The sequence below is a fragment of the Dryocola sharpae genome (assembly GCF_051307055.1).
In the GTDB taxonomy this organism is placed as follows: Bacteria; Pseudomonadota; Gammaproteobacteria; order Enterobacterales; family Enterobacteriaceae; genus Dryocola.
Genome location: NZ_CP149994.1, coordinates 442,821 through 457,999, shown reverse-complemented (window position 1 = coordinate 457,999; position 15,179 = coordinate 442,821). Strand labels below are relative to the sequence as shown.

The 15,179-nt window shown below is 55.1% G+C and carries 22 protein-coding genes; 13 read left to right on the top strand and 9 right to left on the bottom strand.

The window, feature by feature from the left end:
• Positions 1–72 precede the first annotated feature (72 nt).
• From exuR to WLO31_RS02180, 10 genes are all read left to right on the top strand, one after another.
• On the top strand, positions 73–849 hold the full coding sequence (gene exuR / locus WLO31_RS02225; protein ID WP_435928905.1) for a transcriptional regulator ExuR: 777 nt from the start codon (positions 73–75) through the stop codon (positions 847–849).
• Between the two features lie 335 nt (positions 850–1,184).
• Entirely contained in the window at positions 1,185–1,847 is a 663-nt protein-coding gene (gene yqjA, locus WLO31_RS02220; protein ID WP_435928904.1) for a DedA family general envelope maintenance protein YqjA, read from the top strand.
• Between the two features lie 10 nt (positions 1,848–1,857).
• The gene (mzrA, locus tag WLO31_RS02215) at positions 1,858–2,235 is read left to right on the top strand and encodes an EnvZ/OmpR regulon moderator MzrA (protein WP_435928903.1); all 378 of its coding nucleotides are present in this window, start codon (positions 1,858–1,860) and stop codon (positions 2,233–2,235) included.
• Positions 2,236–2,406: 171 nt separating this feature from the next.
• Positions 2,407–2,775: a DUF1090 domain-containing protein gene (locus tag WLO31_RS02210; RefSeq protein WP_435928902.1), complete on the top strand. Its 369-nt coding sequence runs from the start codon at positions 2,407–2,409 to the stop codon at positions 2,773–2,775.
• A gap of 38 nt (positions 2,776–2,813) precedes the next feature.
• Positions 2,814–3,119, top strand: a complete 306-nt coding sequence (locus WLO31_RS02205; protein WP_167614598.1) for a DUF883 family protein — start codon at positions 2,814–2,816, stop codon at positions 3,117–3,119.
• 2 nt (positions 3,120–3,121) lie between these two features.
• Entirely contained in the window at positions 3,122–3,520 is a 399-nt protein-coding gene (locus WLO31_RS02200; protein WP_435928901.1) for a phage holin family protein, read from the top strand.
• Positions 3,517–3,807 carry a YqjK-like family protein gene (locus WLO31_RS02195; protein ID WP_435928900.1) on the top strand — a complete coding sequence of 97 codons (291 nt, stop codon included), beginning with the start codon at positions 3,517–3,519 and terminating at the stop codon, positions 3,805–3,807. The genes WLO31_RS02200 and WLO31_RS02195 overlap by 4 nt, the downstream gene beginning before the upstream one ends.
• Before the next feature lie 210 nt (positions 3,808–4,017).
• Entirely contained in the window at positions 4,018–4,410 is a 393-nt protein-coding gene (locus WLO31_RS02190) for a DoxX family protein (RefSeq protein WP_167614595.1), read from the top strand.
• Positions 4,411–4,481: 71 nt separating this feature from the next.
• Complete coding sequence (locus WLO31_RS02185) at positions 4,482–5,474, top strand: glutathione S-transferase family protein (protein WP_435928898.1); 993 nt, start codon at positions 4,482–4,484, stop codon at positions 5,472–5,474.
• Positions 5,475–5,574: 100 nt separating this feature from the next.
• Entirely contained in the window at positions 5,575–5,958 is a 384-nt protein-coding gene (locus WLO31_RS02180) for a DUF805 domain-containing protein (RefSeq protein WP_435928897.1), read from the top strand.
• A gap of 88 nt (positions 5,959–6,046) precedes the next feature.
• Here the strand turns inward: WLO31_RS02180 and yhaJ are convergent, their stop codons facing one another.
• On the bottom strand, positions 6,047–6,937 hold the full coding sequence (yhaJ, locus tag WLO31_RS02175) for a DNA-binding transcriptional regulator YhaJ (RefSeq protein WP_435928896.1): 891 nt from the start codon (positions 6,935–6,937) through the stop codon (positions 6,047–6,049).
• A gap of 104 nt (positions 6,938–7,041) precedes the next feature.
• Between yhaJ and WLO31_RS02170 the strand changes: the two genes are divergently transcribed.
• Together WLO31_RS02170 and WLO31_RS02165 are read left to right on the top strand one after the other, a co-directional pair.
• A complete protein-coding gene (locus WLO31_RS02170) occupies positions 7,042–7,743 on the top strand; it encodes a pirin family protein (RefSeq protein ID WP_435928895.1) in 702 nt (233 codons plus the stop codon).
• A 35-nt stretch (positions 7,744–7,778) separates the two neighbouring features.
• Positions 7,779–7,958 (top strand): hypothetical protein, encoded by a 180-nt coding sequence (locus tag WLO31_RS02165; RefSeq protein ID WP_435928894.1) that lies wholly within the window; start codon positions 7,779–7,781, stop codon positions 7,956–7,958.
• Between the two features lie 5 nt (positions 7,959–7,963).
• Here the strand turns inward: WLO31_RS02165 and WLO31_RS02160 are convergent, their stop codons facing one another.
• The 8 genes from WLO31_RS02160 to mlaF all read right to left on the bottom strand — a co-directional run bounded on the left by WLO31_RS02160 (position 7,964) and on the right by mlaF (position 13,966).
• The gene (locus WLO31_RS02160; protein WP_435928892.1) at positions 7,964–9,061 is read right to left on the bottom strand and encodes an AAA family ATPase; all 1,098 of its coding nucleotides are present in this window, start codon (positions 9,059–9,061) and stop codon (positions 7,964–7,966) included.
• 90 nt (positions 9,062–9,151) lie between these two features.
• Positions 9,152–10,423 carry a UDP-N-acetylglucosamine 1-carboxyvinyltransferase gene (gene murA, locus WLO31_RS02155; RefSeq protein WP_435928891.1) on the bottom strand — a complete coding sequence of 424 codons (1,272 nt, stop codon included), beginning with the start codon at positions 10,421–10,423 and terminating at the stop codon, positions 9,152–9,154.
• Between the two features lie 53 nt (positions 10,424–10,476).
• Entirely contained in the window at positions 10,477–10,731 is a 255-nt protein-coding gene (ibaG, locus tag WLO31_RS02150; RefSeq protein WP_167614588.1) for a BolA family iron metabolism protein IbaG, read from the bottom strand.
• Between the two features lie 122 nt (positions 10,732–10,853).
• Positions 10,854–11,159 (bottom strand): lipid asymmetry maintenance protein MlaB, encoded by a 306-nt coding sequence (gene mlaB / locus WLO31_RS02145; RefSeq protein WP_435928890.1) that lies wholly within the window; start codon positions 11,157–11,159, stop codon positions 10,854–10,856.
• Positions 11,159–11,788 (bottom strand): phospholipid-binding protein MlaC, encoded by a 630-nt coding sequence (gene mlaC / locus WLO31_RS02140; RefSeq protein WP_435928889.1) that lies wholly within the window; start codon positions 11,786–11,788, stop codon positions 11,159–11,161. Before mlaC ends, mlaB begins: the two co-directional genes overlap by 1 nt.
• 17 nt (positions 11,789–11,805) lie before the next feature.
• A complete protein-coding gene (gene mlaD, locus WLO31_RS02135) occupies positions 11,806–12,357 on the bottom strand; it encodes an outer membrane lipid asymmetry maintenance protein MlaD (RefSeq protein WP_435928888.1) in 552 nt (183 codons plus the stop codon).
• 4 nt (positions 12,358–12,361) lie between these two features.
• Entirely contained in the window at positions 12,362–13,144 is a 783-nt protein-coding gene (mlaE, locus tag WLO31_RS02130; protein ID WP_435928887.1) for a lipid asymmetry maintenance ABC transporter permease subunit MlaE, read from the bottom strand.
• Positions 13,145–13,150: 6 nt separating this feature from the next.
• Complete coding sequence (gene mlaF / locus WLO31_RS02125; RefSeq protein ID WP_435930483.1) at positions 13,151–13,966, bottom strand: phospholipid ABC transporter ATP-binding protein MlaF; 816 nt, start codon at positions 13,964–13,966, stop codon at positions 13,151–13,153.
• 229 nt (positions 13,967–14,195) lie between these two features.
• On the opposite strand from mlaF, the gene WLO31_RS02120 reads away from it, so the two are divergent.
• On the top strand, positions 14,196–15,173 hold the full coding sequence (locus tag WLO31_RS02120) for a calcium/sodium antiporter (protein WP_435928886.1): 978 nt from the start codon (positions 14,196–14,198) through the stop codon (positions 15,171–15,173).
• Positions 15,174–15,179 lie beyond the last annotated feature (6 nt).

Genomic DNA, 15,179 nt, shown 5'->3' with positions numbered 1-15,179 from the left:
TGCGCGGTGGAGCGAAAGTGAGAAAAGTGGTATAACAAATCAAGTATCCCGCCGTACCTCACGGAGCCACGTATGGAAATCATGGAACCTCGTCGCCTTTATCAGCAGCTGGCCGCTGAACTAAAATATCGCATTGAAAATGGCGTATACCAGCCAGGCGAAAAACTCCCGGCAGAGCGCTTTATCGCTGAAGAGAAGAACGTCAGCCGCACCGTGGTGCGCGAGGCGATCATCATGCTGGAAGTGGAAGGCTATGTGGAGGTGCGTAAAGGTTCCGGCATTCATGTTATTTCCAGCCAGGCAAAGCACACCGCTATTCCCGATGAACGCTTTGAATTTGCAAGCTTTGGCCCTTTTGAACTGCTGCAGGCACGCCAGCTTATTGAGAGCAATATCGCTGAGTTCGCCGCGATCCAGGTCACCAAGCAAGACATCGTAAAACTGATGGAAATCCAGGAAATGGCGCGCAATGAGCAAAGTTTCCGTGATTCCGAGTGGGATCTCAATTTCCATATTCAGGTAGCCCTTGCTACGCAGAACAGCGCGCTGGCGGCGATCGTTGAGAAAATGTGGAGCCAGCGTATTCATAACCCTTACTGGAAAAAACTCCACGAACACATTGATAAGCGCACGGTGGACAACTGGTGCGACGACCACGATAACATTCTTAAGGCCTTAATTCGTAAAGACCCGAATGCCGCAAAACTCGCGATGTGGCAGCACCTTGAAAACACCAAGCAGATGCTGTTTAACGCTACCAGCGATGATTTTGAATTCAATGCCGACCGCTATCTGTTTACGGAAAACCCCGTGGTTCACCTCGATACGGCGACAAGCACGCAAAAATAGTTATTTTCCCGCCCGAGGGTAAGCAAACCAGCCAATAGTGTCAGCGTTTGTAAATACCCTCGCCAGCCCCTCCCCCGGTAAGCAAAATCAATGCTCAACAAAGCACAAATACTGTGACGCATTGCGCATGGCTTTGTTACAATTAGACGTAATTTCATCGCCGGTGCGGGCCCGCTTCTCCTTCACCGGCCTGTATCGCCTTCACAGGGAACGGTGGCGATACGCTTTCATCAGGCTGTAGGCGCGGACGGCTTAATAAAAATCCTGACGGTGCCGTTAAACTTCTCCGACCCTATTTAAACCGGCGGCCTTAATCGATGTGCCAGGAACACTGAATGGAACTTTTGACGCAACTGCTTAACGCTCTGTGGAGCCAGGATTTTGAAACGCTAGCTAATCCAGGGATGATTGGCATGCTCTATTTTGTCTTGTTCATGATTCTCTTTCTGGAAAATGGATTGCTTCCAGCCGCTTTTCTGCCGGGCGACAGCCTTTTAGTATTAGTGGGCGTGCTGATTGCTAAAGGCGCGATGGGTTTTCCGGAAACCATCATTTTACTTACCGCCGCGGCAAGTCTGGGCTGCTGGCTCAGCTATATTCAGGGGCGCTGGCTCGGAAACACGCGCATCGTGCAGAACTGGCTTTCGCATCTTCCGGCCCACTATCATCAACGCGCGCATAATCTTTTCCATAAGCACGGTCTGTCCGCGCTGCTGATCGGCAGATTTATTGCTTTTGTTCGCACTCTGTTACCAACTATTGCCGGTATTTCTGGTCTGAATAATGCTCGCTTTCAGTTTTTCAACTGGATGAGCGGCCTGCTGTGGGTTTTGATCCTCACCACGCTGGGCTATTTACTCGGCAAAACGCCGGTATTCCTGAAATATGAAGATGCCTTGATGTCCTGCCTGATGCTGCTGCCCGTCGTGCTGCTGGTGTTTGGCCTGATCGGTTCGTTAATTGTGCTTTGGCGTAAAAAATACGGTAACCGCGGCTAGAGGAATAACAATGAAAATAGCATTTACGCGTCGCCTGCGGGTGGCGGCGCTGTTCGTCTGCCTTGCTGCAAGCGCCTGCCTTGTGTGGTCCGGGATGCAAAGAACGGAGTCCACCCTGCAAATCAGCGCCAGCCAGCAGGGCATCAGCATGCCCGATGGTTTTTTTGTCTGGCATCACCTGGATGCTAACGGCATCCGTTTTAACAGCATTACGCCGGAGAACGACTCGCTATTAATTAAGTTTGATTCCAGCGCGCAGAGTGAAGCCGCCAAAGCGGTGCTCTATAAAACGCTGCCGCATGGCTATGTTATTGCTCAGCACGATGATGATAACGGCGCCAGCACATGGCTGTCGCGCCTGCGCACCCACGGCGATCGCATCGGCTAGCCCCTCTCCAGAATTCTTAATTTGTTAAACAGGGATTGGGTTTTTACCCAATTCCTGACTATGCTTGAATCTGCATTAACCGTCAGAAATCAGCGTCTTTATCAGCATTACTGGACTATGCGTGCCGGGCTTCGCGGCCAGCACACCCGATCACAATGGAAGGTCACTATCATGAATTACCGTACCGTACTGGCTATCGTTTTGCTGTCACTCACTTCTGCCACGCAGGCTGCATCACTGTGCAGCGAGAAAGAGGCGGATATACAGCGTGAAATCGGCTATGCGGAAAAGCATCAAAATCAGCACCGTATCGAAGGGCTGAACAAAGCGCTTCGGGAGCTGCGCGCTAACTGTAGCGACAGCGGCTTGCGCGCTGAGCATCAGAAAAAAATCAACAAACAAAAAGAAGAGATCGCCGAACGTAAAGCGGATCTTCAGGAAGCGCGCCGGAAAGGCGACCCGGGCAAAATTAGCAAGCGGGAACAAAAGTTATCTGCAGCAGAACACGAGCTGAAAACGTTAGAAGCGCGTGATTATTAAATCTTAAGGATTATCCTCAAACACCTGGAGAGAGAACTATGTCAAAAGATACTACATCAGAACATTTACGCGCTGAGTTGAAATCCCTGGCAGATACCCTTGAAGAGGTGCTGAGCGCATCGACGGACAAATCGAAAAGCGAACTGGAAAAACTGCGCGGCAAGGCGGAAAAGGCGCTGAAAGAGAGCCGTTATCGCCTGGGCGAGACCAGCGATGTGATTGCGAAACAAACGCGTGAAGCAGCGGCTAAAGCGGAGGATTACGTGCGTGAAAACCCATGGACCGGCGTTGGTATCGGTGCGGCGATTGGCGTCGTGCTGGGCGTTCTGCTGACGCGGCGCTGATTATGGCTGATTCCCGTCAAACCCAGGGGCCGGGTAAAGGGGTCCTAGGCGTCGGCCAGCGCTTTGTCACCATCCTCGTTGGCATGGTGGAAACCAGGGTGCGTCTCGCGGTGGTTGAGCTGGAAGAAGAGAAGGCGCATATCGTCCAGCTGCTGCTTATGCTTGGGTTAACCATGCTGTTTGCCGCTTTCGGGCTTATGAGCCTGATGGTGCTGGTTATCTGGGCCGTCGATCCGCAATATCGTCTCAACGCGATGCTTGCCACCACGGTCGTGTTGCTGGTTCTGGCGCTGATTGGCGGCCTCTGGACGCTGCGCAAATCCCGGCAGTCAACGCTGTTGCGCCATACTCGCCGCGAGCTGGAAAACGACCGTGAGCTGCTGGAGAACGACAAATCATGAGCAACCGCGAACGCGACAAGCGAAAAGCGCTTTTGCTGAGCCGAATCCAGCAGCAAAGGCTGGATCTGAGCGCAGGCAAGCGCGACTGGCTGGAAGCGACCGGCGCCTACGATCGCGGCTGGCATACGCTGATTAGCCTGCGCAGCTATGCGCTTATCGCCAGCAGCATTATGGCTATCTGGACCGTTCGCCACCCCAGCTTCTTCATGCGCTGGGGCAGACGTGGATTTGGGGTCTGGAGCGCCTGGCGGCTGATACGCGCGACGGTTGCGCAGCAAACGCACTAACGACTATGCCGCCTCCGGGCGGCATTTTTTCGCCTTCGCTATCATTACTCAATATATTTGAAAGACAATGACAGCTTTTCTGGCTAACAATCTCTTATCGCCGCGTCTATTATCCTCTCCAACAACAGCAGATACCGGTAACTACCGGAAAACGCTACGACATAAAACTGTGGGCCGGTAACGCCCAACTAAAAATCGTTGGAGAGTAAAATGAAAAAATTAGATGATGCTGGCGTACTGTTGGCACGTATCCTGATGCCCGTTCTGTTTATTGTGGCCGGCTGGGGCAAAATTACGGGCTACGCCGGCACGCAACAATACATGGAAGCCATGGGCGTGCCGGGATTCCTGCTGCCGCTGACCATTTTGCTGGAGTTCGGCGGCGGCCTGGCGATTCTGTTCGGTTTTCTGACCCGCACTACCGCCATCATTACCGCAGTGTTTACTCTGCTGACCGCCTTCCTGTTCCACAGTGACTTTGCGCAGGGTCCGAACTCCGTCATGTTTATGAAGAACTTCACCATCGCGGGCGGCTACCTGCTGCTGGCTATCTTCGGGCCTGGCGCTTACAGCATCGACCGCGTGCTGAATAAAAAGTGGTAAGAGTTCTATACTGAATAGCAATCAGGCGAAGGTTAATCCCTTCGCTTTTTTATGCCATAAAGGAGAGCAACATGGGTCAGCTAATCGACGGCGTCTGGCACGATACCTGGTATGACACCAAATCCACCGGCGGGCGCTTTAAGCGTTCTGAATCCGCATTCCGCAGCTGGCTGACCGCCGATGGCGAGCCGGGTCCGACGGGCAAAGGCGGTTTTGCCGCCGAGAAGGATCGTTACCATCTCTATGTTTCTCTCGCCTGCCCGTGGGCGCACCGCACCCTGATCGTGCGCGCCCTGAAGGGACTGGAATCTTTCATCTCCGTTTCTGTCGTCCACCCGCTGATGCTGCAGGATGGCTGGACGTTTGACGATGATTTTCCGGGCGCCACCGGCGACGGGCTTTATCAGCACGAGTACCTCTATCAGCTTTACCTGCAGGCCGATGCTGACTATACAGGGCGCGTTACCGTTCCCGTGCTGTGGGATAAGAAAACGCAGACCATCGTCAGCAATGAATCCGCGGAAATCATCCGCATGCTCAATACCGCTTTCGACGCGCACGGAGCGCGTGCCGGGGATTATTATCCGCCAGAGCTGCGCGCTCGGATTGATGAGCTCAACGGCTGGATTTATGACACGGTAAACAACGGCGTCTATAAAACCGGGTTTGCCACCTCGCAAGAAGCCTACGATGAAGCCGTGGGAAAAGTGTTTGAGTCGCTGGCGCGACTGGAGCAGATCCTTGATAAACATCGCTACCTGACCGGCGATCGTCTGACAGAGGCAGATATCCGCCTGTGGACCACGCTTGTACGCTTCGATCCGGTTTACGTTACGCACTTTAAATGTGATAAGCACCGCATCAGCGATTACCCGAATCTGTACGGCTTCCTGCGGGATATTTACCAGCTGCCGGGCGTTGCGGAAACCGTCAGCCTGCCGCATATCCGTAACCACTATTATCGCAGCCACAAAACCATCAACCCGACCGGGATCGTCTCGGTCGGACCTGCGCAGGATCTCGATGAGCCGCATGGCCGCGATGTCCGCTTCAGCAGAGGTTAAGATTCAGAATGCGGATGTTGTACGTCTCTGTCATTCACGGCTATTCTTATAATATCGCTTAGAGATCAAGTGATTGAAGTTTAACCAAGGCAGGCCGCATATGGATTGGTATCTCAAGGTATTACGAAATTATATTGGTTTTGGCGGACGCGCGCGTCGCAAAGAATACTGGATGTTCATCCTCGTCAATCTGGTGTTGTCCGGGGTTTTGAGCATCCTGGACAAGATGCTGGGGCTGCGGATCGCAGAAGATGAAGGCGCGCTGACGACGATTTACGGCGTGTTTATTTTCCTGCCGTACTGGGCCGTTCAGTTTCGCCGTCTGCACGACACCGATCGTAGCGCATGGTGGCTGCTGCTGCTGCTGATCCCGATTGTTGGCTGGCTGGTCATTCTGGCGTTTAACTGCCAGAACGGTACGCCGGGCGAGAACCGATTCGGACGCGATCCGAAGCTGTCAGAACCACGGCTGGTAAGCGAATAAAATTGTGCTGGCGGGCGGGTGGCGCTTTTGCTTACCCGCCCTGCAAAACCGGATATAGGGTGGATAAGCAAAGCGCCAGACACCCTTTTTATTTCAGCAGCTTCGGTATCTCACGCAGGCACCAGGCTTTCGCTTCACCCATGCTGTCGCGCCGCCACGCCATGATGATATCAATTTCATTGGTATATTCCGGGCTAACCACGCGCAGTCGCCCTTCGGCGATATCCTGCTCCACCAGCGGATAAGGCATAGTGGCCACGCCAAGCCCTGCCAGCAGCGCCTGACGTTTATCTTCGATGGAGCTCACGGTAAGGCGCGGCTGTTTATCCAGCAGCTGCACCGTTAACACCGGGCGTTCGCGTGCGGTATCCGCCACCGCGATACCGCGGTATTTCACGCGTGTGACTTCTGACAACGGCTCCGGTTCGCTGTGAATAGGATGGTCGGGCGCGGCGACATAAACGTTCATCACCTTGTAGAGCTTGCGGGAATTTATCTCTGATGAAGAACGGAAGTGCATATCCGGTGCGATCACGATATCCGCGCGGCCCTGCTCAAGGCGCTCCCATGCCCCGGCCAGCACTTCGGTGATGACGGAAAGCTGGGTATCGGCTTTATCGGCCAGTTTATCGATCAGCGGGAACAGCCGGGCCGTGGGCACCAGCGCCTCGGTGACGATAGTCAGGTGCGTTTCCCAGCCGCGCGCCAGCGCTTCGGCATCCGTCGTTAATTTATCGGCCGCTTCCAGCAGCACGCGGCCTCGCTCCAGCAACATGCGCCCGACGTTGGTGAATTTTGTGCGGTGGCCCGAGCGGTCAAACAGGACGACATCCAGCTCTTCTTCTAATTTTTGCATGGTGTAGCTTAACGCTGAGGGAACGCGCCCCAGCTCATCCGCCGCGGCGGCAAAGCTGCCGCGCCGGTCAATTGCGTCCATTACTCTTAACGCCTCAAGCGTCAATGCTCTCTCTTTAGCCATCTCGTTCTCATTCAGGAAATTTGAACATACCGAGCAGATTAACTGGCTAACAATGCATCGTCCAGGCCTTTACCATGGGTTGAGTGTAAAAAGAGGTCAAGAATATGATTACGCCAAGAACTGCCAAACAGTGCGGGAAAGCGGATTACGGATGGCTGCAGGCGCGCTATACGTTTTCCTTTGGTCACTATTTCGACCCGCAATTGCTGGGCTATGCCGCTTTGCGCGTTCTCAACCAGGAAGTATTAGCGCCCGGCGCCTCATTCCAGCCGCGTACCTATCCGAAGGTCGATATTCTGAATCTGATTCTGGAAGGCGAAGCGGGATATCGGGATAGCGAAGGCAATCACGTGCAGGCCAGAGCCGGGGAAGCGCTGCTGCTTTCCACGCAGCCGGGCGTCAGCTACAGCGAGCATAACCTTAGTAAAGATAAGTCGCTGACACGCCTGCAAATCTGGCTGGATGCCTGCCCTGAACGGGAAAACGCGCTGCTGCAAAAAATCGATATTGCCGACGTGGCCCGGCAGCTAATCGCCTCGCCAGACGGCAGTAAGGGGAGCCTGCAGCTGCGCCAGCAGGCGTGGATCCATCATATTGAGCTGGAAAAAGGCGAAGAGCTGAACTTTCAGTTGCACGGACCGCGGGCCTATTTACAGTCCATTCACGGTACGGTGCATGCCGTTACGCAGGCGGAAGAAAAAGAAGGGCTGACCTGCGGCGACGGCGCGTTTATCCGTGACGAGGCTAACATTACGCTGGTCGCCGATACCCCGCTGCGCGCATTGCTGATAGATTTACCCGTCTGAAGCACGAAACGGACTGTTAAAACCGGGAGTATTCAATGAGTAAGAAAGCAACCACCAGGAATAACAGCAGGCAAGCGGCGCAGTTGACTTCATCAGCGGCTGCGGTATCAGCCCCCGCTGAATCTGAACTGAGCTACGACGATATGCTGAGCGAGCTGGAAGCCATCGTCAGCGACGCGGATGTGCGGCTGGCCGACGAAGAGGTCAGCCTTTAGCCTTCTCAGGCGAGACGGTTCACGCGCGTTTCTCCATGCTCAATCGACAACTGGTAAAGCGTAAACGACGTATGCGCTTCAATGAGCCGCGCCAGTTCCGGCGAGTGGCTGGTGAGCCAGATTTGCGTATAGCGGCTTGCTTGTGCAATCAGGCGAGCAAGGGCCGGCAGCATCCGGGGATGCAGGCTGTTCTCCGGTTCGTTAAGCGCGATAAACCGCGGCGGGCGCGGGCTGAGCAGCGCCACGGCCAGGCACAGAAAACGCAGCGTGCCGTCGGAAAATTCCGCCGACTCCAGCGGGCGATTAATGCCCTGCCGGTTCATCATCATCTGAAAGCGCCCTCCGCTGTTATCGCAGAAAAACACGCATTCGGGGAACGCCTCTTCAAGCACCGCAAACAGCAGCTCGCCGTCGCCGATTTCGACAATGGTCTGGAAGGCTGCGGCCAGATTCAGCCCGTCGCCGCCCAGGATCGGCGAACGGTATCCCACCTGCGGCAGGCGCAGCCCGGCGCCTCTGGAAATAGCAAACTCGTGATAAAAGCGCCAGTTGCGCAGCGTTTCGCGCGCGCTGGACACTTCCGGATAAAGATGAGGCTCGCCCAGCTGTCCGAACAGCGATTCGTTTTCAAGCAGCGTGGCCGCGTGCGTCACCTTTTCGCCGTTTACGTCATGCAGAAATACCGTCTGGTTGCGGCGCTGCATAATGGACGACGAAGGACGGCGGCGAAATCCGCTCAGCCAGATTTGCTCTTCTTTGACGACGGGATCGAGTTCGAACATGGTGGGATAAGGCAATTTATCGGGAAAGCCGACCTGTAGTTCGTACTCAAAATCATCCGTTTCTACCGCCAGCCTTATGCGGCGTGGCGTGTTGGCATAACCTTTTGCGCGATCGCCCGCCCACATCGCTTTCTGAATGCCGCCCTCTTCGGAGAGCCAGCGTGAAAGCTGCCCTGTTGCCGCACCATGAATCAGATGGATAGCTTTATAGATATTGGATTTGCCGCAGCCGTTTGGGCCAAATACCACATTCAGCCGCTCCAGATCGATGGCGAGATTGCGCACGGAACGGTAGTTATCGATGTAGAGAGAGTTAATCATGCCGTCTGCTTGTCTGAGATGGATGAGGCTCTATTATGGCAAAAAAAAACCGGGGAGATCCCCGGTTTTTTATTCTCCGAACGAGCAGATTTATTCGCCGTTGCCGCTGCCTTTGACACGTTCAATGTTGGCACCCAGCGCCTGAAGTTTATCTTCAATGCGCTCGTAGCCGCGATCGATGTGGTAGATACGATCAACCACGGTGGTCCCTTCCGCGATACAACCCGCCAGCACCAGGCTTGCAGATGCGCGTAAATCGGTCGCCATTACCTGCGCGCCTGAGAGCTTTTCCACGCCGTGACAGATAACCGTGTTGCTTTCAATTTCCGCATGCGCGCCCATACGGATAAGCTCCGGCACGTGCATAAAGCGGTTTTCAAAGATGGTTTCGGTGATAACACCGGTTCCTTCCGCAACGAGGTTCAGCAGCGTGAACTGGGCCTGCATATCCGTCGGGAATCCTGGATGCGGAGCGGTACGCACCGTCACGCCTTTCGGGCGTTTGCCGTGCATATCGAGACTGATCCAGTCTTCTCCCACTTCGATATCGGCGCCCGCTTCGCGCAGCTTCGCCAGCACCGCATCCAGCGTATCCGGCTGGGCTTTATGGCAGACGATTTTGCCGCCGGAGATAGCCGCCGCCACCAGGAAAGTACCGGTTTCGATACGATCCGGCAGAACGCGATACACGCCGCCGCCCAGACGCTCAACGCCTTCGATGGTGATGCGATCGCTGCCTGCGCCGCTGATCTTTGCCCCCAGCGTGTTGAGGAAATTCGCCGTATCGACGATCTCCGGCTCGCGCGCGGCGTTTTCAATGATGGTGGTGCCTTCGGCAAGCGTTGCGGCACTCATGATAGTCACGGTGGCGCCCACGCTCACTTTATCCATCACGATATGCGCGCCTTTCAGGCGGCCCTGGACGGATGCTTTAACGTAGCCCTCTTCCAGTTTGATCTCCGCGCCCAGCTGCTCAAGACCCGTAATATGCAAATCGACCGGACGAGCGCCGATGGCGCAGCCGCCCGGCAGCGAAACCTGGCCCTGACCGAAACGCGCCACCAGCGGACCCAGCGCCCAGATGGAAGCACGCATGGTTTTTACCAGATCGTAAGGCGCACAGAAGATATTTACCTGGCTGGCATCAATGTATACGGAGCCATTGCGTTCAACTTTGGTTCCCAGCTGGCTGAGCAGCTTCATCGTGGTATCGATGTCTTTCAGTTTTGGAACGTTCTGGATCTCAACCGGCTTTTCAGCCAACAGCGCTGCGAAGAGGATCGGCAAGGCGGCATTTTTTGCGCCTGAGATCGTCACTTCACCGCTTAAACGAGTTGGACCCTGCACACGAAATTTATCCATTGCAACAGCTCTCTATTAAATTCAAATTCTAACAACACGCCGGAGCGGGCTGTTCAAAAACCATTTAGCTTACGATCGCGATCCCACTCCTGTGGGGTATAGGTTTTGATCGAAACGGCGTGGATGCGGTTATCGGCGATAAGCTCCATCAGCGGCGCATAAACCGTTTGCTGTTTCTTCACGCGGCTTAACTCGCCGAACAGTTCACCCACCGCAATCACCTGAAAGTGGCTACCGTCGCCGGAAACGTGGACTTCCTGGAGGGGCAGTGCGTTCATCAGCACTGTCTGAATTTCATGATTTTCCATGGGATATATATTCGCCGGTTAATGAATTAGCCACACATCTTAGAGGAAAGTGGCGTCGGCTTAAATAAGCAAAAAGCCCCCAATCTCAACAGATCGGGGGCTTTAACAGTAACGCTATGAAATTACTGGCTTGCAAAGGTGGGTAACAGGCCATCCGGCAGGTTATAAAGTTTGACCAGCGTCTGCAGTTTGTCGCTCGCGCCCTGTAATACCAGATCGCCGCCCTGCTTTCTGACAAGGGCAACAAGATGGATAAGCAGCGCCAGCCCTGCCGTATCCACGCGTGTCAGCTTTGCAAGGTCGAACGCCCGGACGCCGGCCATTACCTGCTCCCGCTGCTGCCAGAGCGGCTGGACGGTATCGCCGTCCAGTTCACCGGCCAGCGCCAGCGTGCTGCCCTCACGTGCCCAGCTTAGCTGCTCTTCCATTACTTTTTCTTTTCCAGGGTGATCGGCTGCCCGGAGATGGACTTCAGCTGCGCCGTCAGGCCGTCAATGCCTTTGGTGCGCAGGATATCGCTCCACTCGTTTTGCTTGGTGGTGATCATGCTGATCCCTTCGGCAATCATGTCGTAAGCCTGCCATTTGCCGGTCTGGCTGTTTTTACGCCACTGGAAATCCAGACGCACCGGCGGACGGCCGTTTGGATCAATAATCGTGACGCGGATAGCGACGATATCGGCATTACCCAGCGGCTGCTCCGGGGCAATCTGGTAAGACTGACCGTTATACATCGCCAGCGCCTGGCCATAGGCCTGCTTCAGGTACGCTTCGAAAGCTTTAAAATAGGCGTCACGCTGGGCCGGCGTCGCCTCTTTGTAATAGCGGCCAAGGACCAAAGCACCCGCATATTTGATCTGTACGTAAGGCAGCAGTTCCTGGCCTACGATGTCGCGCAGGTAGTTCGGGTTTTGACGAATTTTAGGCTGTTCGTTTTTCAGACGGTCAAAGGTTTTCTGCGCCGCCTCCTGCATCTGCTTATACGGGTTGCTTTGGTCTGCCGCCATCGCCAACGGCGCAATCACCAGCATGGCGATCATCACAAGACGTTTAAACATAATAATATCCTCTTTGATTAGTTCGTCGTGCCGGGCTGCGGCGCAGCTTCATTATTCGCAGCTGGCGCCTGTTGGGGAGCCTGCGCGTTCTGATTGTCGCCGTTGCCGCTCTTATACAGGAACTGGCCGATCAGATCTTCAAGCACCAGGGCTGATTTCGTATCCTGAATGGTGCCGCCGTCTTTAAGGATAGACGAGCCCAGTTCCGGGTCGTCAAAACCAAGATTCATCGCAAGGTACTGCTCGCCCAGCAGGCCGGAAGTGCGAATCGCCAGCGAGCTGGTATCCGGAATGTGGTCGTAGCGTTTTTCGATTTCCATCGTCACGCGCGGCAGGTAGGTTTTCTCATCAAGCGAGATATCATCCACGCGTCCGATAACCACGCCGCCCAGACGAACCGGAGAGCTGACCTTAAGCCCGCCGATGTTATCGAAGGTGGCGTATACGCGATAAGTCGGCTCGCTGCGAAGCGAGGTGACGTTAGCCACTTTCAGGCACAGGAAGATGACGGCGACCAGCGCCACCAGCAGAAACGCGCCAACCCAAATTTCAAATTTCTTTGTTTGCATGAACTCAATTCCCAAACATCAGTGCTGTGAGCACAAAATCAAGGCCAAGAACGGCCAGAGAGGCGTGCACAACGGTACGTGTCGTTGCCCGGCTAATCCCTGCGGACGTCGGAATAGCATCGTAGCCATTAAATAACGCAATCCACGTTACGGTAATGGCGAATACCACGCTCTTAATGACACAGTTAACTAAATCGAGACGCCAGTTAACGGCGTTCTGCATCGCCGACCAGAAAAAGCCGGCATCAATGCCTTTCCAGTTCACTCCGACCAGCGCTCCGCCCCAGACGCCGACGGCCACGAAAATCAGGGTAAGCAGCGGCAGCGAAATGACGCCTGCCCAGAAACGTGGCGAAACCACGCGGCGCAGCGGGTCGACGGCCATCATCTCCATGCTGGAGAGCTGCTCGGTGGCTTTCATCAGGCCGATTTCAGCCGTCAGCGCGGAGCCTGCCCGTCCGGCAAAGAGCAACGCGGCGACAACCGGCCCCAGTTCGCGCAGCAGAGAGAGCGCCACCAGCATGCCAAGGCTTGATTCCGCGCTGTAAGTGGTCAGCACCAGATAGCCCTGCAGGCCGAGCACCATCCCGATAAACAGGCCGGAGACCATAATAATCAGCATCGACAGCACGCCGACGTTATAGAGCTGACGCAGCAGCAGCGGCGCATGCTTACGGAATTCCGGTTTCCCTGCCAGCGCATTAAAGAGCATCAACCCGGCACGGCCGAACGAGGCGCAGGTTTTTAAGCCGCGTCGTCCGAACGATGCCAGTGCATTAAACAGCATTTTCCGCTAACTCCCTGTTTCTGATAGTAGATCGTGTTGATAGTCCGCTGCGGGATAACGGAACGGCACGGGGCCGTCCGCAATACCGTCAAGGAACTGGCGCACTCGCGGATCCTGATTTTCACGCAGCGCTTCAGGGCTGCCTTCAGCCACGATATGTTGATCGGCGGCGATGTAGGCGTAATCAGCGATACTCAGCACTTCCGGAACATCGTGGGAAACCACGATGCAGGTCACGCCCAGCGCGCTGTTCAGTTCTGAGATCAATTTTACCAGCACGCCCATGGTAATGGGATCCTGGCCAACAAAGGGCTCATCGAACATGATGAGATCCGGCTCCAGCGCAATAGCGCGGGCCAGCGCCGCACGACGGGCCATCCCGCCGGAGAGTTCAGACGGCATCAGCTTCGCCGCGCCGCGCAGGCCGACCGCTTCGAGCTTCATCATCACCGTGCTGCGTAACAGCGGCTCCGGCAGGCGGCGATGCTCGCGCAGCGGATAGGCGACGTTTTCAAAGACGTTAAGATCGGTAAACAGCGCGCCGGACTGGAACAGCATGCTCATGCGCTTACGCACGGTAAAAAGCCGCGAGCGTGACATAGCCGGAACGTTTTCGCCATCAAACAGAATTTCGCCGCTGTCCGGCGGGATTTGGCCGCCGATCAGGCGCAGCAACGTGGTCTTCCCTATCCCGGAAGGCCCCATAATGGCGGTGATCTTACCCCGCGGCACGGTCAGCGAGATATTGTCGAAAATGCGCCGATCGCCGCGGGAGAAACTCACCCCGCGAATGTCGACCAGATTCGTCGCGGTCTGGCTCATCATCCTTCCTTTTAAAGAGTCTGTTGTTCAGGCCTGGTGCTTAAGCGCAGCGGAAACCCATCATTTTTACAGAATATTACCTGCTGCACTTAGCGAAAGCTGGCATTTGTTTTACTTTTCGGGCGCATAAAGTCAGAATTAAGCATGATTGCCATACACCTCAGATCTGTACGCAAGCCGGCGTATTCCAGGCCAGGGCCGGCGATTATACCTTAATAAAGGATTTTGCATGCTGTTAGCTACGGCTCTGTTAATTATCGGTTTACTGCTGGTGGTCTATGGCGCCGATCGCCTGGTGTTTGCCGCTTCTCTACTTTGCCGCAATTTTGGCATCCCGCCGTTAATTATCGGTATGACCGTTGTGAGTATCGGCACCTCTCTGCCGGAGATGATAGTCGCAGGCTCCGCGGCGCTGCACGGCCAGCTGGATTTAGCCATCGGCACCGCGCTGGGCTCGAATATTACTAACATCATGCTGATACTTGGGCTGGCGGCGCTTTTACACCCATTTACCGTGAATTCCGATATCCTGCGCCGTGAATTACCCCTAATGTTAATCGTGAGCGTGATGGCGGGCCTGTTCCTCTTCGATAATCAGCTAAGCCGAATCGACGGCCTGCTGCTTATCGCGATGGCCGTTTTGTACCTGCTGTTTATTGTGAAGATCGCCCGCCTGGCCGAGCGGCAGGGGCATGACAGCCTGACGCGCGAGCAAATAGCGGAGCTGCCGCGCGAGGGCAGCCGCTCCGTTGCCTGTCTCTGGCTCGCGGTGTCGCTTATCGTTTTGCCTATGGCGACACGTATGGTTATCGACAACGCCGCCGTGCTTGCGAACTTCTTCGGCGTAAGCGAGCTGGTCGTTGGCCTGACGATTATCTCAGTCGGCACCAGCCTTCCGGAACTGGCGACCACTATCGCGGGCGCGCGAAAAGGTGAAGACGACATTGCCATCGGCAATATCATTGGGTCGAACATTTTTAATATTGTTTTTGTGTTGGGTATCCCGGCGCTCATCGCCCCGGGCGATATTGACCCTCTGGCCTTCGCGCGGGATTACTGGGTAATGTTAGCGGTAAGTGCCATTTTCGCACTACTTTGCTGGCGCAGGCCTCGCTCTATCGGCAAGGCGGCGGGCGCTCTGTTAACATGTGGTTTCATCGTATGGATGGTAATGCTGTGGTTTGCGGCATCGCCAGTCGTTGGATAAAACGGA